18 protein-coding genes are annotated in these 26,106 nt (G+C 63.9%); 7 read left to right on the top strand and 11 right to left on the bottom strand.

Annotated features, from left to right (window positions below; all coding sequences use genetic code 11):
- Positions 1 to 4 precede the first annotated feature (4 nt).
- Positions 5 to 1,621: an acyl-CoA carboxylase subunit beta gene (locus tag LMTR13_RS36830; RefSeq protein WP_065732014.1), complete on the top strand. Its 1,617-nt coding sequence runs from the start codon at positions 5 to 7 to the stop codon at positions 1,619 to 1,621.
- 11 nt (positions 1,622 to 1,632) lie between these two features.
- A complete protein-coding gene (locus LMTR13_RS36825; RefSeq protein WP_197520973.1) occupies positions 1,633 to 3,594 on the top strand; it encodes an acetyl/propionyl/methylcrotonyl-CoA carboxylase subunit alpha in 1,962 nt (653 codons plus the stop codon).
- A 138-nt stretch (positions 3,595 to 3,732) separates the two neighbouring features.
- On the opposite strand, the gene LMTR13_RS36820 is transcribed toward LMTR13_RS36825, so the two are convergent.
- The 7 genes from LMTR13_RS36820 to LMTR13_RS36790 all read right to left on the bottom strand — a co-directional run bounded on the left by LMTR13_RS36820 (position 3,733) and on the right by LMTR13_RS36790 (position 12,334).
- Positions 3,733 to 4,725: an ABC transporter ATP-binding protein gene (locus LMTR13_RS36820; protein ID WP_065732012.1), complete on the bottom strand. Its 993-nt coding sequence runs from the start codon at positions 4,723 to 4,725 to the stop codon at positions 3,733 to 3,735.
- On the bottom strand, positions 4,722 to 5,732 hold the full coding sequence (locus tag LMTR13_RS36815) for an ABC transporter ATP-binding protein (RefSeq protein ID WP_065732011.1): 1,011 nt from the start codon (positions 5,730 to 5,732) through the stop codon (positions 4,722 to 4,724). The genes LMTR13_RS36820 and LMTR13_RS36815 overlap by 4 nt, the downstream gene beginning before the upstream one ends.
- On the bottom strand, positions 5,732 to 6,625 hold the full coding sequence (locus tag LMTR13_RS36810) for an ABC transporter permease (RefSeq protein WP_065732010.1): 894 nt from the start codon (positions 6,623 to 6,625) through the stop codon (positions 5,732 to 5,734). Before LMTR13_RS36810 ends, LMTR13_RS36815 begins: the two co-directional genes overlap by 1 nt.
- Positions 6,626 to 6,629: 4 nt before the next feature.
- Positions 6,630 to 7,577 (bottom strand): ABC transporter permease, encoded by a 948-nt coding sequence (locus LMTR13_RS36805; protein ID WP_065732009.1) that lies wholly within the window; start codon positions 7,575 to 7,577, stop codon positions 6,630 to 6,632.
- Positions 7,578 to 7,723: 146 nt separating this feature from the next.
- Positions 7,724 to 9,319 (bottom strand): ABC transporter substrate-binding protein, encoded by a 1,596-nt coding sequence (locus tag LMTR13_RS36800; RefSeq protein WP_065732008.1) that lies wholly within the window; start codon positions 9,317 to 9,319, stop codon positions 7,724 to 7,726.
- A gap of 293 nt (positions 9,320 to 9,612) precedes the next feature.
- Positions 9,613 to 11,163, bottom strand: a complete 1,551-nt coding sequence (locus tag LMTR13_RS36795) for an AMP-binding protein (RefSeq protein ID WP_065732007.1) — start codon at positions 11,161 to 11,163, stop codon at positions 9,613 to 9,615.
- Between the two features lie 16 nt (positions 11,164 to 11,179).
- Complete coding sequence (locus LMTR13_RS36790) at positions 11,180 to 12,334, bottom strand: iron-containing alcohol dehydrogenase (RefSeq protein ID WP_065732006.1); 1,155 nt, start codon at positions 12,332 to 12,334, stop codon at positions 11,180 to 11,182.
- Between the two features lie 500 nt (positions 12,335 to 12,834).
- Between LMTR13_RS36790 and LMTR13_RS36785 the strand changes: the two genes are divergently transcribed.
- The 3 genes from LMTR13_RS36785 (at position 12,835) to LMTR13_RS36775 (ending at position 18,512) form a co-directional block, all read left to right on the top strand.
- Positions 12,835 to 14,043 carry an efflux RND transporter periplasmic adaptor subunit gene (locus LMTR13_RS36785; protein WP_083219375.1) on the top strand — a complete coding sequence of 403 codons (1,209 nt, stop codon included), beginning with the start codon at positions 12,835 to 12,837 and terminating at the stop codon, positions 14,041 to 14,043.
- Entirely contained in the window at positions 14,040 to 17,192 is a 3,153-nt protein-coding gene (locus LMTR13_RS36780) for an efflux RND transporter permease subunit (RefSeq protein WP_065732004.1), read from the top strand. Before LMTR13_RS36785 ends, LMTR13_RS36780 begins: the two co-directional genes overlap by 4 nt.
- Positions 17,193 to 17,318: 126 nt before the next feature.
- The gene (locus LMTR13_RS36775) at positions 17,319 to 18,512 is read left to right on the top strand and encodes an ABC transporter substrate-binding protein (RefSeq protein WP_065732003.1); all 1,194 of its coding nucleotides are present in this window, start codon (positions 17,319 to 17,321) and stop codon (positions 18,510 to 18,512) included.
- A 161-nt stretch (positions 18,513 to 18,673) separates the two neighbouring features.
- Here LMTR13_RS36775 and LMTR13_RS36770 read toward each other — a convergent pair whose 3' ends face one another.
- The 4 genes from LMTR13_RS36770 to LMTR13_RS36755 are packed head-to-tail and all read right to left on the bottom strand — an operon-like array spanning position 18,674 to position 23,317.
- Positions 18,674 to 19,066, bottom strand: coding sequence for an MAPEG family protein (locus LMTR13_RS36770; RefSeq protein ID WP_065732002.1), 393 nt, complete (start codon positions 19,064 to 19,066; stop codon positions 18,674 to 18,676).
- Between the two features lie 30 nt (positions 19,067 to 19,096).
- A complete protein-coding gene (locus tag LMTR13_RS36765) occupies positions 19,097 to 20,182 on the bottom strand; it encodes a lipocalin-like domain-containing protein (protein ID WP_065732001.1) in 1,086 nt (361 codons plus the stop codon).
- Positions 20,172 to 22,634 carry an ABC transporter permease gene (locus LMTR13_RS36760; protein WP_065732000.1) on the bottom strand — a complete coding sequence of 821 codons (2,463 nt, stop codon included), beginning with the start codon at positions 22,632 to 22,634 and terminating at the stop codon, positions 20,172 to 20,174. The genes LMTR13_RS36765 and LMTR13_RS36760 overlap by 11 nt, the downstream gene beginning before the upstream one ends.
- Positions 22,631 to 23,317: an ABC transporter ATP-binding protein gene (locus LMTR13_RS36755; RefSeq protein ID WP_197520972.1), complete on the bottom strand. Its 687-nt coding sequence runs from the start codon at positions 23,315 to 23,317 to the stop codon at positions 22,631 to 22,633. The genes LMTR13_RS36760 and LMTR13_RS36755 overlap by 4 nt, the downstream gene beginning before the upstream one ends.
- A 244-nt stretch (positions 23,318 to 23,561) precedes the next feature.
- Between LMTR13_RS36755 and LMTR13_RS36750 the strand changes: the two genes are divergently transcribed.
- Together LMTR13_RS36750 and LMTR13_RS36745 are read left to right on the top strand one after the other, a co-directional pair.
- The gene (locus tag LMTR13_RS36750) at positions 23,562 to 24,860 is read left to right on the top strand and encodes an MFS transporter (RefSeq protein WP_065731999.1); all 1,299 of its coding nucleotides are present in this window, start codon (positions 23,562 to 23,564) and stop codon (positions 24,858 to 24,860) included.
- A 108-nt stretch (positions 24,861 to 24,968) separates the two neighbouring features.
- Positions 24,969 to 26,051 (top strand): transposase, encoded by a 1,083-nt coding sequence (locus LMTR13_RS36745; protein ID WP_197520971.1) that lies wholly within the window; start codon positions 24,969 to 24,971, stop codon positions 26,049 to 26,051.
- Positions 26,052 to 26,106: the final 55 nt, after the last annotated feature.

The following is a 26,106-nucleotide window of genomic DNA, read 5'->3' as shown; positions in this document are numbered from 1 at the left end:
GCAGATGGCCGTCATCGAATCGACGATCGCAACTGGCAGCCCCGGGTACAAGGCCAACCGCGATGGCATGCTGGCGTTGATCGCGCGGATGCGCTCGCTGGAAGATCGTACGCGGACGGCATCGGCCGCGGCCAAAGATCGGTTCCACAGGCGCGGCCAACTGCTGCCGCGCGAGCGCGTGGCGCTGGTGCTCGACCCCGGCTCGCCCTTCATCGAACTGTCGACACTCGCCGGCTACATGTTCGACGTGCCGGATGCGGAGAAGAGCGTGCCCGGGGGCGGCGTGATCGCGGGCATCGGCTTCGTCTCCGGCATCCGCTGCATGGTCAGCGCCAATGATTCCGGCATCGACGCCGGCGCATTGCAGCCCTACGGCCTCGACAAGACGTTGCGCGTGCAGGAACTGGCGCTGGAGAACAAGCTGCCTTACGTGCAGCTGGTCGAAAGCGCCGGCGCCAATCTGCTGCGCTACCGCGTCGAGGATTTTATCCGGGGCGGAAACATCTTTCGCAATCTCGCGCTGCTCTCGGCGGCCGGCTTGCCGGTCGTTACCGTCACACATGGATCGTCCACGGCTGGCGGCGCCTACCAGACTGGGCTCTCCGACTACATCGTCATGGTCCGCGGCCGCACCCGCGCGTTTCTGGCCGGACCGCCGCTGCTGAAGGCTGCAACGGGCGAGATCGCGACCGAGGAGGAGCTCGGCGGCGCCGAGATGCATACCTCCATTTCGGGCCTCGGCGACTATCTGGCTGAGGACGATCGCGACGCGCTTCGTATCGCACGCGACATCATGGCCAATCTGGAATGGGATCGGCCGAAGCAGGCGCAAGTATCATTCAAGCCACCGCGCTATGACGCCGACGAGCTGCTCGGCATCATGCCGATGGACCACAAGCGCCCGGTCGACATGCGCCAGGCCATCGCGCGCTTCGTCGATGATTCCGATTTCACCGAGTTCGGCGCCAATTACGGTCCCGCCACCGTGTGTGGCCACGCCCGGATCGAAGGACAGGCGATCGGGATCATCACCAACAACGGCCCGCTTGACGTGCCCGGCGCCAACAAGGCGACGCATTTCATCCAGGCCTGCTGCCAGTCGCGCACGCCGCTGCTCTACATGAACAACACCACCGGCTATATGGTCGGCAAGGCCTATGAGGAAGCCGGCATGATCAAGCACGGCTCCAAGATGATCCAGGCAGTGACGTCGGCGACCGTGCCGCAGATCACGATCTACTGCGGCGCTTCCTTCGGCGCCGGCAATTATGGCATGTGCGGGCGCGGCTTCCATCCGCGGTTCTGCTTCTCCTGGCCCAATGCCAAGACCGCCGTGATGGGCGGCGAGCAGGCCGCCGAAACCATGGCGATCGTGACCGAGGCTGCGGCGGCGCGGCGGGGCAAGCCGATCGAGAAGGACAAGCTGGAGGCGATGAAGGCGCAGATCACGGGTGTGTTCGACGGCCAGATGGACGTGTTCTCGACCAGCGCGCGCGTGCTGGACGACGGCGTGATCGATCCCCGCGATACCCGCAGCGTGCTTGCGGAAGTGCTGGCGATCTGCCGTGAGGCCGAGGCCCGCTCGCCGCAGCGCATGCAATTCTCGGTCGCGCGGCCATGAGCGGGACTGAGATGAAACGAACGCCGTTCTTCAAGATCCTCATCGCCAACCGCGGCGAAATCGCGCTGCGGATCATGCGCACCGCGCGCCGTCTCGGCTATGGGGTCGTCGCGGTGTATTCCGACGCCGACTGCGACGCCTTGCACGTGCGCGAGGCGGATTCTGCCGTGCGGATTGGGGAGGCACTGCCGACGCAGTCCTACTTGCGAATCGATGCGATCATTGCTGCGGCCAAGGCCAGCGGCGCGACCGCGGTGCATCCAGGCTACGGCTTCCTCGCCGAGAACGAGGATTTTGCGCAGGCCTGCCGCGATGCCGGGCTGGTCTTCATCGGCCCGTCGCCGGAGGCGATCCGGGCGATGGGCAACAAGGCCGGCGCCAAGGACATCATGCGGAAGGCCGGAGTACCTGTGGTGCCCGGCTATCAGGGCGCGGACCGGGACGACGCAGTGATGCTGGCGGAGGCCAGGAAGATCGGCTTCCCCGTAATGATCAAGGCGGTCGCCGGCGGCGGCGGCCGCGGCATGCGGCTGGTCGAGGACGCCGCAGCATTTCCCGATGCGCTGCGCAACGCAAGGTCGGAGGCGCAGGGCGCGTTCGGCGACCCAACCGTCATCCTGGAGCGCGCCATTCTCGATCCCCGCCATATCGAGATCCAGGTGTTCGGCGACCGTTACGGCAATGCCATCCATCTCGGCGAGCGCGATTGCTCCGTGCAGCGCCGGCACCAGAAGCTGATCGAGGAAGCGCCGTCGCCGAAGGTGACGTCGGAACTGCGGGCGCGGATGGGTGCCGTCGCCGTCGCAGCAGTCAAATCGATCGGCTATGAAGGCGCCGGTACGCTGGAATTTCTGCTCGATGAGCGCGGTGAGTTCTATTTCATGGAAATGAACACACGGCTTCAGGTCGAGCATCCCGTCACCGAAGCGATTACCGGGCTCGATCTGGTCGAGCTGCAATTGCGCATCGCCGCGGGTGAACCGCTTGGGCTCAGGCAGGAAGATGTCAGATTCTCCGGCCATGCCATCGAGGTACGGCTGTGCTCGGAAGACGCGCACCATGACTTCATGCCGCAATCGGGGCGAATGGCGTTGTGGCAGATGCCGGATGGCATCCGCGTCGAGCACGCGCTGCAATCGGGTTCGGAGATTTCGCCGTTCTACGATTCGATGATCGCCAAGATCATCAGCCATGGTGCCGACCGCAACGAGGCGCGGGGCCGGCTGATCTGTGGATTGGAGCAGGCTGCCGCATTCGGCGTCACCACAAATCAGGGATTTCTGATTTCCTGTTTGCGCCATCCTGCTTTTGCGAAGGGCGAAGCGACCACTTCTTTCATCGGCAGTCATCGCGATGAACTGCTGGCTCGGCGGGCGAACGACAAGGCGGAAGCTGGGCTGGCGGCATTGCTGCTTTACGTCACCAACCCGCATGCGCCACCCTGGCGCAGCGGACGTAGTCTGGCAGCGACGTTTCCGCTGACGATGCGGATCGACCTTGGGCATGGTGCGACCGACGTTGATATCGTTCGGAATCGCGACGGAAGTTACCTGGCGAGCCTCAACGGCGGCGAGCATCGTTTCGAGATCGAGCAGCTCGGCTCCGATACGATCCGCTTCCGTACCGACGGCATCATGGAGTCAGCCAGGTTCCTGCGCGACGACGACCGGCTTCATATCCTGCATCGTGGCGCCACGATCGCCGCGCGTGATCTGACGTTAGCATCGCCGGTTTCCGCGGCGGGCAGCGGCGGCGACGGCAAGGTGCGCGCGGCGATGAATGGTCGCGTGGTCGCCGTGCTGGTCACGCCAGGCGAGCAGGTTACGGCCGGCCAGCCCGTGATGACGCTGGAGGCAATGAAGATGGAGCACGTGCATACGGCAGGCGTTGCCGGCACGGTGTCGGCCATCGATGTTGCTGAGGGCGAGCAGGTGACGACGGGCAGGATCGTCGTGGAGATCGCGGCGGCCTGACGCGTCGTCCCGGCCAAGCGAAGCGCGAGCCGGGACCCACAACCACCAATGCTGGTCTTGCGAAAGCTGGAGCCACAGCTCGCTTCAATTCGATCGCCTGTGGTTCTGGGTCCCTCGTTCGCTGGGACGACGAATGAGTCACTCTGCCCGCCCCGTTCCGTCATTCAACCAGCACGCCACTTCGTGCCGCTCGCCTGCTTCCTCCAGCGCCGGCCGCTCCACCTTGCAGCGGTCCATCACGTAGCGGCAGCGGGTGTGGAAGGCGCAGCCCGAGGGCGGATTGATCGGGCTCGGGACGTCGCCGTCGACCATCGGCGCGAGGCGTTTGGCCTTGGGATCGGCGATTGGGACCGACGCCAGCAAGGCTTGCGTGTAGGGATGGCGCGGGTTGGCGAACAGTTCGGTCTTGTCGGCGATCTCGACAATGCGCCCGAGATACATCACGGCGACGCGGTGGCTGATATGGGCGACGACGGCAAGGTCGTGGGCGATGAACAGGTAGGAGAAATCGTTCTTGCGCTGCAGGTCGATCAACAGGTTGATCACCTGCGCCTGGATCGAGACGTCGAGCGCCGATACCGGCTCGTCGCACACGATCAGGCTCGGCCCGAGCGACAGCGCGCGTGCGATGCAGATGCGCTGCCGCTGGCCGCCGGAGAACTGATGCGGATAATTCTTCATCTGGTCGGGCCGCAGGCCTACCTGCGCGAACAACTCCGCGACGCGTTCCTGCTGCGCGCGCCCGGTCGCAAGCCCATGCACGCCAAGCGGCTCGCCGACGATATCGCCTGCGGTCATGCGCGGATTGAGCGAGGCGAACGGATCCTGAAATACGATCTGCATCGAGCGGCGATACGGCCGCATCTCGGCCTTGCTGAGGCCGGTAATATCGGTGCCGTTCAACCTGATGGCGCCGCTGGACGGCTCGACCAGCCGGAGCACGCTGCGCGCGACCGTCGATTTGCCGCAACCCGATTCGCCGACGAGGCCAAGCGTTTCGCCTCTGCCGACCGAGAAGCTGACGCCATCGACGGCGTGCACGGTGCCGACCCGACGTCGCAAGACGCCGCCGCGCACAGCGTAATGCTTGACGAGGTCGGTGACTTCCAGCAGCGGGCGTTGATCGGTCATGGCGCGCCCACCAATTCCGTCGCGCGCCAGCACGCTGCGAGATGATTGGCATCGACTTCCTGCAGCGGCGGATATTCGGCGCGGCAGCGGTCGATGGCGAGGCGGCAGCGCGGCGCAAAGGCGCAGCCGGGCGGCAGGTTGGTCAGCGACGGCACCATGCCCGGAATCTCGTTCAGCCGTGCATCGGTCTTGGCGCCAAACGAGATTACCGCCGGCATCGAGGCCATCAGCCCGCGGGTGTAGGGATGCTTCGGATTCTCGAACAGGTCCTCCACAGTCGCTTCCTCGACCTTCTTGCCAGCATACATCACGATGACGCGCTGTGCGGTTTGGGCAACCACGCCGAGATCATGCGTGATCAGGATCAGGCCGGTGCCGAGCGTCTTCTGCAGATCGACGATCAGCGCCAGAATTTGCGCCTGAATCGTTACGTCGAGCGCGGTGGTCGGCTCGTCCGCGATCAAGAGCGCCGGCCGGCAGGCGAGCGCCATCGCGATCATCGCGCGTTGCCGCATCCCGCCGGAGAGCTGGTGCGGATATTCCTGCGCCCGCCGCTGCGGTTCGGGGATGCGCACGAGGCGCAGCATCTCGACCGCTTTCGCCCAGGCTTCCTTTGACGTCATTTCCTGATGCAGGCGAAGCACTTCGGTAATCTGGTCGCCGATCCGCATCACCGGATTGAGCGAGGTCATCGGCTCCTGAAAGATCATCGAAATCCGGTTGCCGCGGATGTCACGCATCTTGGCATCGTCGAGACCGAGCAGATCGGTTCCCTCCAGCGTCACCGAACCGCCGACCACCCGGCCCGGCGGATCTGGCACCAGCCGCATCACCGACAATGCGGTCACGCTCTTGCCGCAGCCGGACTCGCCGACGATGGCCAGCGTCTCGCCGCGGCGCACGGTGAACGACACATCGTCGACCGCGCGGAACAGTCCCGAATTGGTGAAGAACACCGTCTGCAGGTTCTTTACCTCGAGAATAGTCTCGTCCTTGCCCTCCCTCATCAGCCGCGCTGCCTCGGATCGAGGATGTCGCGAAGCGCATCGCCGAACAGATTGGTGCCGAACACCGCCAGGCTGATGGCAACGCCCGGGAAGATCACGAGCCACGGGGCAACGCGGACATATTCCGCCGCCGATTCCGAGAGCATGCGGCCCCATGACGGATAAGGTTCGGGAATGCCGAGACCGAGGAACGACAGCGAGGCCTCGGTCAGGATGGTCGAACCGAGCTGTGCGGTTGCCAGCACGATCAGCGGCGCCAGCGTGTTGGGCAGCACGTGGCGCAGCGCAATGCGCATCTCGCTCATGCCGATCGATTTGGCAGCCTCGACGAACGGTTGCTCGCGCAGCGCCAGCGTATTGGCGCGGATCACGCGGGCGACCGTCGGGATGAGCGGAATCGCAATCGCGATGATCACGTTCGGCAGCGAGGGGCCGAGCGCCGCCGTCATCACCAGCGCCAGCACCAGCAACGGTAGCGCCTGCAGGATATCGGTAATGCGCTGGAACAGGAGATCGACCCAGCCCGACAGATAGCCCGAGGCGAGGCCGACGATGACGCCGATCGACGATCCCAGGGCGGTGGCGCCGATGCCGACGGCCAGCGATATCCGGGCGCCGTGAATGATCCGGCTCCAGACGTCGCGACCGAATGAATCGGTGCCCATCCAGTGCTGCGCGCTGGGCGCAGCCAGCCGCTGCGCGGAATCGACGCTGAGCGGGTCGTAGCGGTCGATCAGGTCGGCCGAGATCGCCATCCAGACGAACATCACCATGATGACGAGGCCGATAGTTCCGAGCAGGTAGCGTTGCGCAAGGAATAGCAGCCGGCGCCAGCCATGCGTCGAATGGGCGCCGGCCCGTCTCAACTCGCTTTCGAAGTTAATCGTGGCCAAGTGGCTAATCCCCATACCGGATGCGCGGATCGATCGCGGCGTAAAGCATGTCGACTGTGAAGTTTGCGACCACCACCACCACCGCGATCAGCATCACGAGGTTCTGCACGATCGGGTAATCGCGCCAGCGCAGCGCCTCGACCAGAAAGCGGGCGACGCCGGGAATGTTGAACACGGTTTCGGTGACGATCAGCCCGCCGATCAGGAACGCCGCCTCGATGCCGATCACGGTAATCACAGGCAGGACGGCGTTCTTCAGCGCGTGGCGATAATTGACCGAGGCCTCGGAGGCGCCCTTGGCGCGCGCGGTGCGGATATAATCCTGCCGCAGGATCTCCAGCATCGAGGAGCGCGTGATGCGCATCGTCAGCGCGGCGCTGCGAAAGCCGACCGCCATCGCCGGCACGGCATAGATCGCGAACGCCTCGGTCCATGTTGCCGGGTTCGGATTGTAGATCGGCATGCTGCCGAACAGCGAAACGGACGCCATCAGGATCAACAGACCGAGCCAGAACGAGGGCAGCGACAGCCCGCTGAGGCTGACGACGCGGAGCGTGTAATCGAGCCGCGAGCCCTGATGCACCGCGCTGATAACCCCTAAGGGAATGCCGATCGAGGCGGAGAACAACAGCGCCAGCGCCGCCAGCCGCGCGGTGATCGGAATGCGCGGCAGGATCTCCTGCAGCGCCGGCTTTTCCGAGACGTATGAATAACCGAGATCGCCGTGCAGCAGCCCGCCGATCCAGTTCAGATATTGCTGGTAGATCGGCAGGTCGAGGCCCAGCTCCTTTTCGATGTTGGCCTTGTCGGTGGGATCGACGAAGCCGGCGGCGTCGAACAGGATGTCGACGATGTTGCCGGGAACGACGCGCAGCAACACGAAGATGATGATCGAGATCCCGATCAGGGTCACGAGCATCAAGGCGAGGCGTCGCACGATATAAGCAAACACCTGGCTACTCTCCCTGGCCCCACTGGCTAGAGCCGCTTCGGTTCCGATGCATCTCAGAACCGGGTTCTGGCTTTTTGCTTTGACGCGTTTTCTTCACGCGAACCGGCATCCACTTCGCAGGAAAACGCCATGGTTGCGGATCGACGTTACTTGTCCATCCAGACGTCTTCGTAGCGGTAGCCGTTGTAGGAGCTGTTCACCATGATGGTAATGCCCTTGACATAAGGCTGCCAGCAGGAGCCCGCTCGGCTATGCAGGATGATAGGCCGCGCCACGTCCTCCTGAAGCTTCTTGTCGATCTCCCAGACCAGCTTCTTGCGCTTGGCGGCATCCTTCTCCATCGACTGCTGGTCGAACAGCTTCTCGATTTCCCTGTTGCAGTAGTTGGTGTAGTTGCGCTCCGAGCCGCAGGAATAGTTCTCGTAGAACGACTGGTCGGGATCGTCGACGGCATTGCCGGTGAGGTTCAGGCCGAGCGAGTAATCCTTGCGGGCGACCTTCGGAAACCACTGCGCGGTATCGACGACGTCGAGCTCGGCGTCGACATAGATGCTCTTCATCTGATCGATCAGGATAACGGCGGGATCGCGGTAGATCGGGATGTTGCGCGTCGAGACCTTCACGCTGAGATGCTTGTCCGGGCCGTAGCCCGCCTTCTGCATCAGCTTGCGCGCCTCTTCCCGGTTGGCGTTGACGTCGGGGCCGTAACCCGGAATCGATTCCAGCATTTCCTTCGGCATCGCCCACAAGCCGCCCGGCGCGGGGAGCATGGTGCCGCCGATGTCGGCCTGTCCTTCGAACAGGATCGAGACGAAGGCCTTGCGGTCGAGCGCCAGCGCCAGCGCGCGGCGAATGTCGATATTGTCGAACGGCGGGGCGGACGAGTTGACGATGATGTTGGTCGAGACATTGACCGGCTCGACCACGCACACTGCGTTCGGCGCCTGCGACTTGACCTCCTTCAAGAGCGGGATCGACACTTCGGTCGGGAACGTCATGTCGAATTTCCCGGAGACAAATCCGAGAATGGCCGTCGAACGGTTGGTGATAATGGTGAACTCGATGCCGTCGAGGTGCGGCAGACCCTTCTTGAAGTAATCGGGATTCTTGGTGAGCTTGATCGATTCGTTGGCCTTGAACTCGACGAATTTGAACGGCCCGGTGCCGACCGGCTTGGTACGCATGTCGGCCGGGGAGACGTGGCAGGGGTAAACCGGGGTGTAGCCGGATGCGAGCAACGACAACAACGCCGGCTGCGGCCGCTTCAGGCTGAACGATGCCTCGAAATCGCCGTTTGTCGTCACGTCCTCGACCTGATTGTACCAGGACTTTCGCGGGTTCTGACGGAATTTTTGCTGCGACTTGCCCATCAGCATGTCGAAGGTGCATTTGACGTCGGCAGAGGTGAACGGCTTGCCGTCATGCCACTTGATGCCTTGCTTCAGTTTGAAAGTGAGTTTCTTGCCGTCGTCGCTCCAGGCCCAGCTCTCCGCCAGATCCGGGACGATGGAATCGACGCTGTTCTGCGCGACGTCCTGCTTGAATATGACCAGGTTGTTGAAGACCGGCATGAAGGGAATGTTGATCGAGAAGGTCGCGCCTTCATGAATCGAGGCGCTGCCGGGGCTGTCGCGATGATAGACCCTGAGGATCCCGCCCTGTTTCGGCTCGGCCGCCGACGCAACGTCGTAAGCCGGCAGCAACAACAATGCCGCGACGGCAAGTGCCCGCATGCTCCCCATGCACCCCTCCACATTTTTACTCGGTCTCAAACTGGCCGATTGCGCCAGACGATAGCATGACCGCGCATCGGGGCAACCGGGCAAGGCGGCATGAGAATCCGCAATTTGGATTAATCGATATCCCCGTGGCGGAAATTGCGCGCCGCTTCGGCCATTGGTTGCAAATCGCAGGTTCGTAGCACAGCAGCCGCTATCTCGCGGCTCGCGCCACGATGCCTCACCCCGATGATGCAGTGCACCACTACCCCTCGAGATGCCCAAATCCGATTCCACTATCTCACATCGTCGCATGCTCACACGATCCGCGAGGTCTTGTTGCCCCAATAGCGATCGCGCAACAGGCGTTTGTAGAGCTTGCCGGTCGGCAGCCGCGGCAGTTCGGCCTCGAAATCGATCGAGCGGGGTACTTTCTGGCGCGACAGCGACCGGCTGCAGAAGGCGATCAGTTCGTCGGCCAATTCCTGTCCCGGCGAGACGCCCGGCATCGGCTGCACCACGGCCTTTACTTCCTCGCCGAGATCGGGATTCGGCACCCCGAACACCGCCGCATCCGCGATCTTGGGGTGGGTGATCAGGAGGTTCTCGCATTCCTGCGGGTAAATGTTGACGCCGCCGGAGATGATCATGAACGTGGCGCGATCCGTCAGGTAAAGAAACCCGTCGTCGTCGACATAGCCGACGTCGCCGACCGTGCTCATGCTGCCGTCTGGCGAACGCGCCTCCTGGGTCTTGCCGGGGTCGTTGAAATATTCAAACGGGGTTGCGGTCTTGAACCACACCGTGCCGGGCGTACTGACCGGGCAGGGTTGCATATTCTCGTCGAGAATATGCAGATCGCCGAGCAGCACGCGGCCGACGGTGCCGCGGTGGGCGAGCCATTCCTCGCTGTTGCAGGCGGTGAAGCCGAGCCCTTCGGTGGCGCCGTAATATTCATGAATGATCGGTCCCCACCATCTGATGATGTCGTCCTTCACGGCAGCGGGGCAGGGCGCGGCAGCGTGGATGGCGATATCGAGCGATGAGAGGTCGTAGCGTTTGCGGACATCCTCCGGCAGCTTCAGCATGCGCGAGAACATCGTCGGCACAAGCTGGGTGTGGGTGACACCCCATCTTTGAACCAGCTCCAGATATTTTTCCGGATCGAAACTTTCCATGATGATGACGGTGCCGCCGGCGCGGATCGTCAGATTGACCGCCGCCTGCGGCGCCGAATGGTAGAGCGGCGCGGGTGACAGGTAGATCATGCCTTCGCGGTAGTGCCAGAGCTTGTGCAGGAAATCGAAGATCGGCAGGTTTTGTACCGGCGGTTGCTCCGGCAGCGGCCGCAAAATGCCTTTCGGCCGGCCGGTGGTGCCCGACGAATAGAGCATCGCGGTACCGATGCATTCGTCTGATATCGGTGTTTTCGGCAGGCCTGACGTCGCCTGCTCAAACCCGACGATGCGGTCGCTTTCGCCGTCGCCATCTGCGACAATGCATAATTCGACCTTGGGACATTCCTTCAGTGCCTCGCGGGCGACGTCGAGCTTCGCTTTCGAGGTGATGAGAATGCGCGACTGGCTGTTGGTGAGGATGTAGGCGAGCTCGCTCGCGGTCAGGTAGGAGTTGACGCAGGTATAATAGAGTCCGCTTCGTTCGCCGGCACCGCACGCTTCGAGGTAGCGACTGTTGTTCTCCATGAAGATCGAATAGTGATCAAGGCGCTGGAGGCCGCGGCTGCGAAACAGATGCGCCAGCCGGTTGGTGCGCGCGTCCAGCTCCCGATAGGTTACGGCCTCGCCGGTCGAAGCCATGATGAAGGCGGGCTGCAGCGGGCGAAGTTGAGCATGCTTGCCGGTGTACATCTTTGGATCGGTCTCCTTACGCGGTCATGTCCAGAATCTCGCGCACCTGCGCCGGTCCCTCGATCTTGCGCGGATTGCGTGGTACCCAGGGCGTTGCCATCGCTTGTTGCGCGATGCGGTCGAAATGTTCAGGCGCAACCTCGACCTCGCGCAGGCTGCGCGGCATGCCGAGGTTGCGAATGAAGCGGTCGAGCACGTCGCCGGCGTCATCGTTCGGATGGCCCATGGCGGCTGCAACCAACGCCTGACGTTCGGCATTGGCTGACTTGTTCCAGCGCATCACCGACGGCAGCATCACGCAGGACGTGTAGCCGTGCGGCACACCGAATTCGGCGCCGAGCACGTAGCCGATGCCATGGCTGGCGCCCATCGGCACGCCGGAAGCGAGCGGCCCGGTCGAAAGCCAGGTCCCGATCTGGCAATCCATCCGCGCGTCAAGGTCGCCGGCGTCGGCTTTCACCCGCGGCAATGCCTGCGCCAGCATCGACAGGCCCTGCAACGCCTGCGCATCGCCATACGGATGAGCTTCGCGCGAGCAGATGCCTTCGACGCAATGATCGACGGCGCGGATGCCGGTCGACAACCACAGCCATTCCGGCGTGTGCTGGGCAAGCCAGGGATCGAGAATCACGGCGCGCGGCATGATCAACGGATGGCGCAGCGCTTCCTTGACCTTCGTCTTCTCGTTGGTGACGCCGGCCGTGGAGGAGAATTCGCCGCCGGCGATCGTCGTCGGCACGCTGATCTGGCGCACCGTCGGCGCGGTGAGCTGCCGTGAGCCGCCACGACCTGCCTTGATCCGGTCAATGTCATCCGCGCTGCGGATGTCGTTGGCGAGGCAGAGCTGCACTGCCTTGGCGCCGTCAGTGATCGAGCCGCCGCCGATCGTGACGATGAGATCGGCATCCGCGGCGCGGGCCTGTTCGCTGGCAGTGATCACGGCTGAGCGCGGCGTGTGCGGCGGCATCGCGTCGAACGTGCCGACGCAGCGCGGTCCCAGCGCACGGCGGATGGTGTCAATCACATCGGTTTCGCGGTTGAGCGTGCCGCTGACCATCAGGAAGGCACGCCTCGTGCCGAGCCGATCCAACTGCGCGACGAGCGCCTCGGACGCCGGCCGCCCGAACACGACCTCGTCCATGGCGCCGAATACGACACGCCCTCTGTGCACGCTTGTCCTCCCCGGACATTTTCCGGCCCTTGTGGCGGGCCTTGCCGCAAGGTTAGCGGAGGAAATTCGCGGCGTCATGCCTGAAGGCGGCAATATGAGCGGACCATCTCGACGCTCGGGCAGTCGGCTCCCTCCCCCCTTGCGGGGGAAGGCTGGGGGTTGCGACCGAAGATGGGGCCTGATGGATTTCCGGGCTTGTGCCGAGAGGCGCGCCGCGCAATCCCGAGAGGGACTCTGCGAGAGGTCTTTGCATGATGTCACGTTTTCGTCATCAGGCGACGATTAGCTGACTATGCATTGCAACGGGTTCCGCTTTCATCGCAGTGCGAAAATGTGGAATCGCGCGTTGCGAAGAGCGTTGATTACACCGATGCATAACGATTGTGCTTGATCCCGGCCGGTTCTTGACGAGACTGGGAACCGATCACATCTGTGGCCTCCGCCACTAAGTTCCACGGCAAGCTTTTTCCATCAATCAGGATGTCGAGAATGCAGGGGAGATGGGATTGAGCACGACTGAGCCATTGAAACATCCGCCTGCAGCAAGCCGTGATTCACTTCGCGGTCTCAAATTGTTACCCCCATTGCTCGCGCTAGCGCTGTCCGCCTGCGGCGACAAGCCGGCGCAACAACCGGCTGCAGCGGCGCCGCCGACAGTCACGGTCGCGCAGCCGGTGAAACGCACCGTCACCGATTGGGACGAATTCACCGGCCGCTTCGAGGCCGTCCAGGAAGTCCAGGTTCGCGCCCGCGTCGGCGGGTTCGTGACCAGTGTCGAATTCCGCGACGGCGCCATCGTTCGGGCCGGCGACCTGCTCTATGTGATCGACGCCCGTCCGTTCGAGGCGGTCGCTGAGCAGGCGGATGGCCAGTTATCCGATGCGCGCGCAAGGGCGGAGCTTGCCAGGCGCGAACTCGACCGCGCGCTGACATTAAACCAGACCCAGGCCGTGTCCGATTCCATCGTCGACCAGCGTCGCCAGACTTTGCAGGCTGCCCGCGCCGCCGAGATGCAGGCCGAAGGTGCGCTCAAAGCCGCTAAGCTCAATATCGAATTCACCCATGTGATGGCGCCGATCACCGGCCGCGTCAGCCGCCATCTCGTCACGCCCGGTAATCTCGTCCAGGGCAGCGAGGGTGGCGCCACGCTACTCACCTCGATCGTTTCGCTCGATCCGATCTACGTTTATTTCGACGTTGACGAAGCGACCTATCAGCGCAACAGCAAGCTGTGGTTCGAAGGCAAGCGGCCGAGCTCGCGCGACACGCCAAACCCGGTCCAGGTGACGCTGACCGGCGAGACCAAGCCCTCGCATGAGGGCAAGATGGATTTCCTCGACAACCGCCTGGACGTCTCGACGGGCACGCTGCGCAGCCGCGCGGTTGTCCCGAACAAGGATCTCTCGATCCTGCCCGGTCAGTTCGGCCGCGTGCGGATCATCGGCAGCGCGCCCTATGAGGCGCTGCTGCTGCCGGATACGGCGATCGCGACCGACCAGTCGCGCAAGATCGTCTTCGTCGTCAAGGACGACGACACCGTCGAGGCGAAGCCGGTGACGCTCGGACCGCTCGACGACGGGCTGCGCGTGATCCGCGAGGGTCTCAAGCCGGAAGATCGCGTGGTCATCGACGGCCTGCAGCGGGCCCGTGTCGGCGCGAAAGTCAGCCCGCAGACGGGCGAGATCAAGCCGGCCGGTGCCAAGACATGAATCTCGGCCGTCTCTCCATCAACCAGCCCATCCTGGCGATGGTGCTGTCGATCGTGCTGCTGATCGTCGGCGCGATCGCCTACACCACGCTGCCGGTCTCCGAATATCCGCAAGTGGTGCCGCCGACGGTGACGGTCACCACGCAATATCCGGGCGCGTCCGCGCAAACCGTCTCGGATACGGTGGCTGCTCCGATCGAGCAGGAGATCAACGGCGTCGAGGACATGCTGTATCTCTACAGCCAGGCGACCTCGAACGGGCAGTTGACGATCACCGTCACCTTCAAGCTCGGCACCGATCTCGACAAGGCCCAGGTGCTGGTGCAGAACCGTGTCGCGATCGCGCAGCCGCGGCTGCCGGAAGAAGTGCAGCGCAACGGCGTCATCACCCGCAAGAACAGTCCCGACATCCTGATGGTCGTGTTCATGCTGTCGCCGGACGACACGTTCGACCAGCTCTACATCTCTAACTACGCGCTGCTGCAGGTCCGCGATCAGTTGCTCCGGCTCGACGGCGTCGGCGACATTCAGATCTTCGGCGCGCGCGACTATTCGATGCGGCTGTGGCTCGATCCCGACAAGATATCGACGCTCGGTCTGACCGCGGGCGAGGTGGTGGCGGCGATCCGCTCGCAAAACGTGCAGATTGCAGGCGGCCAGATCGCGGAGCCGCCGATCGCCGACCGCGCCTTTTCGCCGAACCTCACCTTTACCGGCCGGCTGAAAGACCCGAAACAATTCGAGGAGATCGTGGTCAAGGCCGGCTCCGACGGGCGTACGGTCAAGCTGCGCGACGTCGCGAGGATCGAACTCGGCGCGCTGGCCTATTCGACCAACAGTTTTCTGCTGCGCAAATCCGCCGTTGCCATGCTGGTGACGCAGCGGCCGGGCTCGAATGCGCTGGCGACCGCCAAGGGCATTTCCGACACGATGGAGCGGCTGAAGGCGAGCTTCCCGAAGGGGCTCGACTACAACATCGGCTACAACCCGACCGAATTCATCGCGCAGTCCGTCAGCGAGCTGATCAAGACGATCTACGAGGCGATGGCGCTGGTCGTGATCGTCGTGCTGGTATTTTTGCAGGGCTGGCGCCCGGCGATCATCCCAATCATTGCGATTCCGGTGTCGCTGGTCGGCACTTTTGCAGTGATGGCGGCGCTTGGGTTCTCGATCAACAACCTTACTCTGTTCGGTCTCGTGCTGGCGGTCGGCATCGTGGTCGACGACGCCATCGTGGTGGTCGAAAACGTCGAGCGCCATCTCGAGCACGGGATGAGCCGCCGCGATGCGGCGCTCCGCACCATGGAAGAAGTCGGCAGCGCGCTGGTATCGATTGCGCTGGTACTGTGCGCGGTGTTCGTGCCGACGGCGTTCCTCGGCGGCATCTCGGGGCAGTTCTTCCAGCAGTTCGCCGTCACCATTGCGGTCGCGACCGCGATTTCCTGCTTCTGTTCGCTGACGCTGTCGCCGGCGCTGGCCTCGCTGATCCTGCAGCCGCACGAACACAAACGGCCGCCGGCAAGCTGGAATGTCATCGCCCGCGGCTGGGGCGCCTTTACCGGCGTGTTCAATCGCGGCTTCGACCGGCTGGCGCATGGCTATGGCCGAGCCGCCGATTTCGTGATCCGGCACGCGGTTATGATGCTGGTACTCTATGCGGCGCTGATCGGCAGTGCCGGCTGGCTGTTGATGACGACGCCGCAAGGCTTTATCCCGGCGCAGGACCGCGGCTACGTGATCGTTTCCGTGCAATTGCCGGGCGCGGCCTCGCTGGCGCGGACGACCGAGGTGGTCCGCGAGATCGAGCGCATTGCGCTGGATACGCCGGGCATCATTCGCGTCGCGGCATTTGCCGGCTTCTCGGGCGCAACGCGAACGCAGGCGAGCAACGCCGCCGCATTGTTCCCCGTGTTCGAAGATCCGGAAGAGCGTCACAAGAAGGGACTTTCCGCAGGCGCGATCGCCAACAATCTGCGCACGCGGCTGGCGAGCATCCAGGGTGCCTTCATCATCGTCATCCCGCCGCCCGCGGTGCCCGGCATCGGTACCGGCGGCGGCTTCACCATGCGCATCCAGGACCGTCAGGGCCGCGGCTCGGAAATGCTCGCGGCCGCAACCGACGAACTGATCGGTGCCGCGCGCAAGGCGCCCGGACTGACCCAGGTGTTCTCCACCTTTGCTGCCAACACGCCGCAACTGTTCGTCGACATCGACCGCGTCAAGGCACAGAAGCTCGGCGTGCCGATTGCGAACATCAACGATACGATCCAGACCTATTTCGGCTCGTCCTACATCAACGACTTCAATCTGTTCGGCCGCACCTACCGCGTCACGGCGCAGGCCGATCTGCCGTTCCGCAAGGAGACGTCCGATCTCGCACGCCTGCGCACCCGCAACGCCGCCGGCGACATGGTGATGCTCGGCAGCGTTGTGAGTTTCAGCGACATCTCCGGCCCGGACCGTGTCGCGCGCTATAATCTCTATCCCGCATCCGAGCTGCAGGGCGATACGCTTCCAGGAACGAGTTCGGCGACCGCGATCAACACCATGAAGAGGATAGCCGAGGATACGCTACCGAGCGGCTTCTCGTTCGAATGGACCGATCTCTCCTATCAGCAGGTCACCGGCGGCAATACCGGCCTCTACGTGTTTCCGATCTGCGTGCTGTTCGTGTACCTGGTGCTGGCGGCGCAATATGGTTCGTGGAGCCTGCCGTTCGCGGTCATCCTGATCGTGCCGATGTGCCTGCTGGCTGCGACTATCGGCGTGCGGATCACGGGGCAGGACGTCAACATTCTCACCCAGATCGGCTTCGTCGTGCTGGTCGGGCTGGCGGCCAAGAACGCCATTCTGATCGTCGAGTTCGCGCGCGACATCGAAATGGAAGGCCGGTCGCGGCTGGAGGCGGTGATCGAAGCCTGCCGGCTGCGGTTGCGGCCGATCCTGATGACGTCATTCGCCTTCATCCTCGGAGTACTGCCGCTGGTGATCGCGTCGGGCTCGGGCTCGGAGATGCGGCAGGCGGTGGGCGTCGCCGTGTTCTTCGGCATGATTGGCGTCACGCTGTTCGGCCTGGTGTTCACGCCGATCTTCTACGTCATCGTGCGGAACCTCGCCGATGGCAAGGGTAAGAAGCCGGCTGCTTCTTGAGCTGCAGCGGCCGTTCGCCACACCCCAAGCCCCCTTACCATTGGCTGATCCGAAATGGATGGGCACTCGTGGGGTTATTGAATAATGTCGCCAGGTTCCTCTGACAAAAAATTCCGGGAGAAAAGTATGAAGTCGGGATTGTTGGCCGCCGTTGCGGCAGCGGGTCTTTTGCTCGCCGCGCCGGCCTCGGCGCAGGGCGTCAAGATCGGCATTCTGAACGACCAGTCCGGGGTCTACGCCGATTACGGCGGCAAGTGGTCGTTCGAGGCCGCCAAGATGGCGGTCGAGGATTTCGGCGGCGAAGTGCTCGGCCACAAGATCGAGGTCATTTCCGCCGATCACCAGAACAAGGCGGATCTCGGCACCGCGATCGCGCGGCGCTGGTACGAGGTCGAAGGCGTCGACATGATCACGGAGCTGACGACCTCTTCGGTCGCGCTCGCGATCCATGAGCTGTCGAAGGAAAAGAAGAAGATCGACATTGTCGTCGGCGCCGCGACCTCGCGGCTCACCGGCGATTCCTGTCAGCCGTATGGGTTCCACTGGGCCTACGACACCCACGCGCTCGCCTACGGTACCGGTGGCGCGCTGGTCGAATCCGGCGGCGATACCTGGTTCTTCATGACCGCGGATTACGCCTTCGGGCATGCGCTGGAGAAAGACACCGGCGATTTCGTCAGGGCAAAGGGCGGCAAGGTGCTCGGCGCGGTCCGCATTCCCCTGAACTCGTCGGACTTCTCTTCCTTCCTGCTGCAGGCGCAGAGTTCGAAGGCGAAGATCATCGGTCTCGCCAATGCCGGCCTCGATACCACCAACTCGATCAAGCAGGCGGCGGAATTCGGCATCGTCAGGAGCGGCCAGAAGCTCGCCGGTCTGTTGCTGACGCTCGCCGAGGTGCACGGCCTCGGGCTCGATGCGGCGCAGGGCCTGGTGCTGACGGAAGGCTACTACTGGGACCGCGATGCCAGGAGCCGCAATCTCGCCGAACGGTTCTTCAAGCGCACCGGCCGCATGCCGAACATGATCCAGGCCGGTACCTATTCGGCGACGCTGCAATACCTCAAGGCGGTCAAGGCCGCGGGCACCAAGGATACCGAGGCGGTGGCGAAGAAGCTGAAGGAGCTTCCGGTCGACGACGACTTTGCACAGGGTGGCAAGGTGCTGGAGAACGGCCGCATGGTGCACGACCTCTATCTGTTCGAGGTCAAGAAGCCGTCGGAGTCGAAGAAGCCGTGGGATTACTACAAGCAGCTCGCCGTGGTGCCCGGCGACAAGGCGTTCCCGGCGGCGAAGGATTCCGGCTGCCCGCTGGTGAAGTAGGGCAGTCGCCCCTGCGAAAGCAGGGACCCGTAACCACAGGCGGTTGTTGTTACATCGAGCGGCGGCCCGAGCGTCGCGCAGCAATTGCCCTCAGTGGTTATGGGTCCCGGGTCGCGCTTCGCTTGCCCGGGACGACGTGGCGAGAGAGAGAAGCGTGTCCATCACCCCTGCACCAATCGCCACACGATCGCGCCGAATGCGCCGACCCACAGCGCGATCGTCGCCAGCGCCTGAGTCGCAAAGCCGGGGCTGCGTTGGGGGACCGACTTCGCGTAACCAAATATATAGAGAATGCGGCCGACGACCCAGACCAGGCCGAGCGTAGCGGCGATGCCGTCGCCGATGTAAATCGCAAACAGCCATAGCGACGGCAGGAAGATCGGCAGCCATTCCAGCGTGTTCATCTGCGCTCGAAACACCCGCTCGAAATCGGGATTGCCCGAAATCGCCGGCAGCTTGACGCCGAATTTGCCGCGCGCCTGCGACACCAGGACGGACGAGTAGAAGTAGACCAGGATCGCCAGCAAGGTGACGAGCGCAGTGAAGTGATACACCGTTGAAACTCCCCTGTTTCGTGCGCGGGCTTAATAACCCGTCATTTCCAGATAGCCCACTCCTGTGTGGCTGCCTGCGAAGCGGATCGGGCCTTCCCAATAGGGAAAGCTCGTGCCCATCCAGCTTCGGGCATTGAGCGGCATGCATTCGATTCTGAGTGCCTTGCTTGCGATTTCGATGCGCCACGCGGTCGGGACTTTTCGTCCCGCGACTTCGGTGAACGCCAGCGGCGTCATCGCGATATCGGCGGAGGCGAGTTGGTCGGCGCGGCCGTCCTGCGCGATCCATTTGCCCGAGCCATAATGCTGGCCGTCGGTCTGGCGCATCCGGTACAGCATCAACTTGTCGCCGGCGTTGAAATGCAGCGAGAGCCAGTCCCATCCGCTTTGATCCGCGGCCAGCGGCTGGCTGCTCCACTCGCGATCGAGCCAGGCCATGCCGGTAACGTCGATGGGCCTGTCGTCAATGGTGAGGATGCCCGTCGCCGCATAGTGCGGCTGGCTGTAGTAGTAGGAGGCCTGTTCGCGCAGCGATTTACGGCTGTAGCCGCCTTCGCCCTGCAGCACCAGCGGCCGATCCGCGTCCAGGCGCAGCGTGTAGCTGAAGTCGGCGCCCGATGCTTTCAGTTCCAGCGGTGCGATATTGTCGTCATTCACTGAATCGAGGGCGCGCATCTCCCAGGCATCGATCCAGGCGTGAAACGGGGTGGTCTCGACGCCGGCCTGGCCGACGCCGCCGCGCGCGAAGGTCTGGCTGAAGCGATGGGTATCTTCGCGCGTGACGGCGGCATGGCCCATCCATATCTGCTGGTTGGCCCAGCCCTCCTGCGGCCCGCCCGCCGCGATAGCCTGGCGAAACAGCGTCCATTGGGCGCCGTAGGCCGTTCCGCGCGCATCGGTGAGATTGGCCGTCACATACCACCACTCGATGCGGAATTCCGGATGTGGTCCGTGATCGGCGGGAAACGTAAATGTCCTGCCCGGCACGACCGGCGCAAATCCATCCGCGCTTTCGCCCAAGCCCGCAAAACCTTGCGCGAGTGCCTTGCTGCTGGATCCGGCGACCAGCGCGCTGCCGATGAAGCCGCGCCGGGTAATGAGGCCGCTACCGTTCATTGGCAAAGATCCTGATCAGGCTGGCCGGCTGCATGCGCGCCAGCCTGATGACGGGGAGCGCGGAAGCCGCAAGCGCCGCCGCCATGGCGACGCCGGTGAGCCACAGCAATTGCAGCGGAAAGACATGAAACGGCAATCGCCAGCCGAACGCCTTGACGTTGACGATCGCGAGCAGGCACCACGCGACAAGCAGGCCCAGCGGCAGCGCGAAGATTGTCGTGATCAGCGCCACCGACATCGCCTTCAATAGTTCGATTGCCGCGAGCCGCCGCCGCGTGACGCCGATCGCCCATAATGGGGCCAGTTGCGGCAGGCGGGAATTGGCAAGCGTCAAGAGGCTCGTCAACAGCGCCACGCCGGCGACGCCGAGCGTGAAGGCGTTCAGCGCCGCCGTGACCGAGAAAGTGCGGTTGAAGATCCGCGTCGATTCCGCCTTCATCGTCGCCTGGTCGGCGACATTGCGATTGTCGAGGCCGAACTTTGCCTGCAGGGCCGAGATCAACGCCGGGATCTTGGACGAGGAGACCCGCAGTCCCATGCGCGTCAGGGGGATTTCCGGAAAGCGCCGGGTCAGCGCGGCGAAGTTCACTGCGATCTGGCTCTTGGGATTGCCGTAATCGGCGTAGATGCCGACCACGTTGAGCGTCCAGTTTCCGCCCGACGCGGGCACCTCGATGCGGTCGCCGACAGAGAGGTGCAGCCGCCGCGCCAGTTGTTCGCTGACGAGGGCCGCATCGCCGGGGCGAAGCTTGACCCAGGCGTCCTCAATCGATTGCAGCAGCGGCCAGTTGTCGCGATAGGTCGCGTGATCGGGCAGGCCCAGCACTTCGAGCGGCGCGCCGGCCAATTGCGTATCGGCGCGGCCGCCGGGCAGGATCGCCTCGACCTCGGGGCGCTCGCGCAGCCACGCCTTGATCTCGTGTGCCTGCGCGTCGTTGGCGGCATTGACATAGACATCCGCCGCCAGCCGCCCGTCGAGCCAGACCAGGAAGGTGCGGGAAAAACTCTCGACCATGGTGGAGACGCCGACATTGACTGCCAACGCGAGCAACAGCGCCATCAGGGCGAGCGACAGCCCGGACAGTTGCTGGCGGCTGTCAGCCCAGAACCAGATGCCGAGCGGGGCTCGTGCATAGCGCTGGCCAAGCGACAGCACGATTTCGAGAAACATCGGCAGGATCAGCGCTGCGCCGAGCATCAATGCAGCGAGCACGGCAAAACCTGAAATCAGGGAGTCCCCGAACCAGAGAAAGCAACCGGCTGCACCGAACGCCGCGAGCGCCAGCGCGCTCTGATAGGTCAGCCAGCGCCGCTGCGCCTGTTGCCAGGCGAAGGGCTGAGCGGTGGCGAGCAGCGGCAGCCGCAGCGCCTTGGCCAGGCTGGCGGCGGCTGCCGCGAGCGCGCCCAGAATACTGATGGCGAGACCTGCGAACCACCATTGCGGCTTGAGCGTGAGATGCCCCGGAATCTGCGCGCCGTAGAGCCCGCGCAGCGAGGCCGCAACATCTGGCAGCAGCGCGCCGGCGATGAAGTAACCGCATACCAGTCCGATCAGCCCCGCGGCCAGCGCCAGCGACACCAGCTCGAGCACCAGCACGGCGTTCATCATCCGCGCCGAGACGCCGCAGGCGCGCAAGGTGCGCAAGGTCGGCAGCCGTTGCTCGAAGGCCAGCCCGATCGCCGAATTGACGATGAACAGGCCGACAAAGAACGACAGCAACCCGAACGCGGTCAGGTTCAGGTGAAAACTGTCGGTGAGGCGTTCGAGGTCGGTTTCCGCATCGGGCTCGACCAGGCGAAGCTTGTCGCCGGCAACGCTTTCGAGCGGCGCGTGCCGGCCTGCCGCCTTGCCGATCAGGAGCCGCGAGATCTGGTCCGGCATCTTGAGCAGGTTCTGCGCAATGCCGATGTCGACGACCAGCACGCCGGGCACCAGGTTCGGCTGCACGCGAAGCGGCGGCAGCGGTGCGCCGCCATCGCGTTGCGGGCGCGTGCCCTCGGCCAACCTGAGATCGGAAAGCGTTTCCGGCGCCACCAGCATCTCGCCCGGCGGCGTCATGAAGGATTGCAGGCTGGCCTTGCCGACTGTCGGCGCGTCGCCGACTTCGGCGGGCAGCGTGACAGGTTCGATGCCGAGCAACCGGAACGACCGTCCCTCGATCTGGATGCGGCCTTCCAGCACCGGCGAGACCGGCCAGCCGGCACGGCGAAGATCGACAAAGAGTTGTTGCGGGAAGCTTACGCCGTTGCGGGCGACCAGCATGGCCGTGCGCGTGCCGCCAAACGTAGCGGCGGCACGATCGTAGGAGGCACGCGCCTGTTGATTGAGCGCCTGCACGCCGCTCCACAGCGCGGTTGCCGAGATCAAGCCGATCAGCAGGGTCGCCAACTGCATCGGATGCCGCCGCCAATGGCTCAGCAACACGGCCAGCGTCCACAGCGCGCGTTTCACGCGATCACCCCGGCATGAAGGTTGACCTGGCGGTCGAGCGTTGCGGCGAGCCGCGCGCTGTGCGTCACCAGCAGAAAGCCGCAGCCGCTGCGGGTCACCAGGTCGCGCGCCAGCGCGAGTACCTCGTCCGCGGTGTCCTCGTCGAGATTGCCGGTCGGCTCGTCCGCGAGCAGCAATAGCGGCTTGACCGCCAATGCCCGGCCGATGGCGACGCGTTGTTGCTGACCGCCGGACAATTGCTCGGGATAGCGCTTCAGGAAGCGGCCGAGCCCGAGCCGCTCCACCATTTCGTGGTGCCAGGCGGCATCATGACGGCCGGCGATACGTGACTGGAAAGCGAGGTTGTCTTCCACGGTAAGGCTCGGGATCAGATTGAATTGCTGAAACACCAGGCCGAGGCGGTCGCGGCGCAATTCCGCGCGCTCAGCATCGCTGAGTTCGGCGACCGAGACGTCGGCGAGCCTGATCTCGCCGTCATCGGCCGCATCGAGGCCAGCGATCAGGTGCAGGAGCGTGCTCTTGCCGCTGCCGGATTCTCCTGTCAGCGCGACGCTCTCACCGGCAGCGACCGTCAGGTTTACGCCGCGCAGCACCGCGACGTCCTCGCCGGCGGTGCGGTAGCTCTTGGTCAGGCCAGTCACGTGAAGCACGGGGCCGATCGCATTGGGATTGCCTTTGGTCATGCGCGACGATGGACCGATCCGGCCATGAAAACCCCTGACGCATGCAACATACCAGGGGACGCGTCCCCGATCACGGTCTCAATCGCGCCGCGCCGCGATCGTGATCCCGGTTGTGGCGTATGCCCGTCGCAGCAGCCGGCAGTTGCACGGCGGGCATTTGCGGAAAAATGCCGGTTGCCTTGCCCGCAAGCCCCCTTGTAGCATTGGAACCGGCCGATCCTAAAGAGCCAGGGGGAAAGCAGCCATGACCGCGCAAGCGACGCCCAAGGGGACGTCCACGGGGACGCCCAAGGGCGCCTGGACCATCACCTTCCTGCTGTTTCTGTTCATGCTGGTGAACTTTGCCGACAAGATCGTCGTCGGACTTGCCGGCGGGCCGATCATGGATGAGCTGAAGCTCTCGCCAGAACAGTTCGGCTTTCTCGGCTCCTCGTTCTTTTTCCTGTTTTCGATCTCGGCCATCGTCGTCGGCTTCATCGTCAACCGCATCGACACCCGCTGGGTGCTGCTCGCGATGGCGGTGATCTGGTCGGTGGCGCAGTTTCCGATGGTCGGCACTGTAGGTTTTGCGACGCTCGTGATCTGTCGTATCATCCTCGGCGCCGGTGAAGGGCCGGCGTTCGCAGTGGCCGCGCATGCCATCTACAAATGGTTTCCCGACGAAAAGCGGACGCTTCCCACCGCCATTCTCTCGCAGGGTTCGGCGTTCGGCGTCATTCTCGCGGTGCCGGCGCTCAATTGGATCATCGTCAATCATAGCTGGCACTACGCATTCGGCGCGCTCGGCATCGTCGGCCTGATGTGGGCTGCGGCGTGGCTCGTCATGGGCAAGGAAGGGCCGCTGGTTCACACCGTTACGACGGCTGCAACCGATCCGCGCGTTCCCTATCTCCAGCTTCTGACGTCGCGCACATTCATCGGCTGCGTCGCCGCCACCTTCGGCGCCTATTGGGCGCTGTCGCTCGGGCTGACCTGGTTCACGCCATTCATCGTCAAGGGGCTGGGCTTCTCGCAAACGGATGCGGGATGGATTTCCGTTTTGCCCTGGGTGTTCGGCGCGGCCATCGTGCTGCTGACGGGCTGGATTTCGCAGGTGATGCTGACGCGCGGTTACACGACGCGCGGCGCTCGGGGTGTGCTCGGCTCTGTGCCGCTGATCGTCGGCGGGCTGATCCTCGCGGTGCTGCCCTATGTCAACGGCGCTGGATGGCAGATCGCGTTCCTCGTCGTCGGCTCCGGGCTCTGCGGCTCGATCTATGTGGTCTGCCCGCCGATGCTCGGCGAATTCACCCCGGTACAGCAGCGCGGCGCCGTGATCGCAATCTATGGCGCGATCTACACGCTGGCGGGAATGATCGCGCCGTTCGTGATGGGCGCCGTGATTCAGAATGCGGCGGTGCCGCTCGACGGCTACATGTCCGGCTTCACCATCAACGCCGTGATCATGGCAGCGTCAGGGTTGCTCGGGCTGTTGCTGCTGTGGCCGAACACGGAACGCAAGCGGTTGATGGCGCAAGCAGCGACGCAGCCGAAATTCGCGTGAAGCAATAACAAATCATCCGTCGTCCCTGCGAACGCACATAGGCGCTAAAATAGTGTTGCTGGGCGGAATCGTTTGTGATTCCAGCGTGTCATGGGACACGAATCGCTTGTGAACGAAGACTGGACGAACGTCGTCGTCCGGCTTGGCGGGGCAGAAACGCTTGAAGTTACGGCGCGCGAGACGAAAGCGTTCCTGCGTCCGCGCGAGATCACCAATGCGGTGGATTTGCTGAGGTTGATCCTGGCTTACTGTCTGGGCGAGCGCGGATTGCGCTCGACCGCCGCATGGGCGACGTCGATAGGTCTTGTCGATATTTCCAACGTGGCGCTGCTGTATTGTCTGCGTCAGTGCGGGGACTGGCTCGCAATGCTGGTGGGTCAGGTGCTCGCGGCCACTGCTCCGCCAGCGAGCCGGGGGCGAATGATCCGCATTATCGATGCCACCTCGGTGCCGAAGAAAGGATCGGAAGCCAGGAAAAAGAACAAGGTGTGGCGTATCCATAGCGCGTTCGATCTACCGCAGGAACGCTTTGGCTACTTCGAACTGACCGATCAGCAGGCGGGCGAGACGCTCGACCGGATACCGGCGGTGGCGGGCGAGATCCGTCTTGCCGATCGCGCCTATTTGCAACCGGACCGCATGGCGCCTCTGCTCGAAGCCGGCGCGGACATCGTGATCCGGGCCGGCTGGAAGAGCGCGCGCTGGCTCGATGCCGAGGGCAATGTGTTCGATCTCATCGCGGCGTTGCGTAAGGCGGCGGGGCGCGGGCTGATCGATCGGCCGATCTGGATAAAACGCAAACGTGGCGCACCTCTCGCCTTGCGTCTGGTCGCCGTCAAGAAGCCGGTGCAGGCGGCTGCCGACGCGCGACGCAAGGCGCACCGGGATGCACAACGGGGCGGTCACCAGCTCTCCAAGCAAACCCTCGATGCTGCCGATTGGGTGATCCTGGTCACTTCCCTCAAGCCCAGGGACTTCGCAACCGCTGATGTTCTGGCCCTGTATCGCCTGCGATGGCGGATTGAACTCGGCTTCAAACGGCTGAAGAGCCTGATCCGCCTGAAGGGCCCGCCGGGGGCTGATGAAGGCTCCGCCAGACCCTACATTCTGGCTCATCTATTGGCCATTCTGCTGCTCGAGCCGTTCGTCGACGAACTCGAGGACTCTCCCCGCTTGGCCGAAGCCGCCTGACGCTGCCTGGCGCCTGGCGTTTGCTCCAGCAACTTATCGCCTCGCTGCTTCAGGC

The organism is Bradyrhizobium icense (assembly GCF_001693385.1).
Taxonomy (GTDB): domain Bacteria; phylum Pseudomonadota; class Alphaproteobacteria; order Rhizobiales; family Xanthobacteraceae; genus Bradyrhizobium; species Bradyrhizobium icense.
This window is presented reverse-complemented; position numbering and strand designations above follow the sequence as displayed.

Bases quoted from the DNA above. Each gene is read 5' to 3' on its own strand.
- LMTR13_RS36830 (WP_065732014.1), top strand. From the start codon at position 5: ATGGCCGTCATCGAATCGACGATCGCAACTGGCAGCCCCGGGTACAAG.
- LMTR13_RS36825 (WP_197520973.1), top strand. From the start codon at position 1,633: ATGAAACGAACGCCGTTCTTCAAGATCCTCATCGCCAACCGCGGCGAA.
- LMTR13_RS36820 (WP_065732012.1), bottom strand. From the start codon at position 4,725: ATGACCGATCAACGCCCGCTGCTGGAAGTCACCGACCTCGTCAAGCAT.
- LMTR13_RS36815 (WP_065732011.1), bottom strand. From the start codon at position 5,732: ATGAGGGAGGGCAAGGACGAGACTATTCTCGAGGTAAAGAACCTGCAG.
- LMTR13_RS36800 (WP_065732008.1), bottom strand. From the start codon at position 9,319: ATGGGGAGCATGCGGGCACTTGCCGTCGCGGCATTGTTGTTGCTGCCG.
- LMTR13_RS36795 (WP_065732007.1), bottom strand. From the start codon at position 11,163: ATGTACACCGGCAAGCATGCTCAACTTCGCCCGCTGCAGCCCGCCTTC.
- LMTR13_RS36785 (WP_083219375.1), top strand. From the start codon at position 12,835: ATGGGATTGAGCACGACTGAGCCATTGAAACATCCGCCTGCAGCAAGC.
- LMTR13_RS36780 (WP_065732004.1), top strand. From the start codon at position 14,040: ATGAATCTCGGCCGTCTCTCCATCAACCAGCCCATCCTGGCGATGGTG.
- LMTR13_RS36775 (WP_065732003.1), top strand. From the start codon at position 17,319: ATGAAGTCGGGATTGTTGGCCGCCGTTGCGGCAGCGGGTCTTTTGCTC.
- LMTR13_RS36765 (WP_065732001.1), bottom strand. From the start codon at position 20,182: ATGAACGGTAGCGGCCTCATTACCCGGCGCGGCTTCATCGGCAGCGCG.
- LMTR13_RS36755 (WP_197520972.1), bottom strand. From the start codon at position 23,317: ATGACCAAAGGCAATCCCAATGCGATCGGCCCCGTGCTTCACGTGACT.
- LMTR13_RS36750 (WP_065731999.1), top strand. From the start codon at position 23,562: ATGACCGCGCAAGCGACGCCCAAGGGGACGTCCACGGGGACGCCCAAG.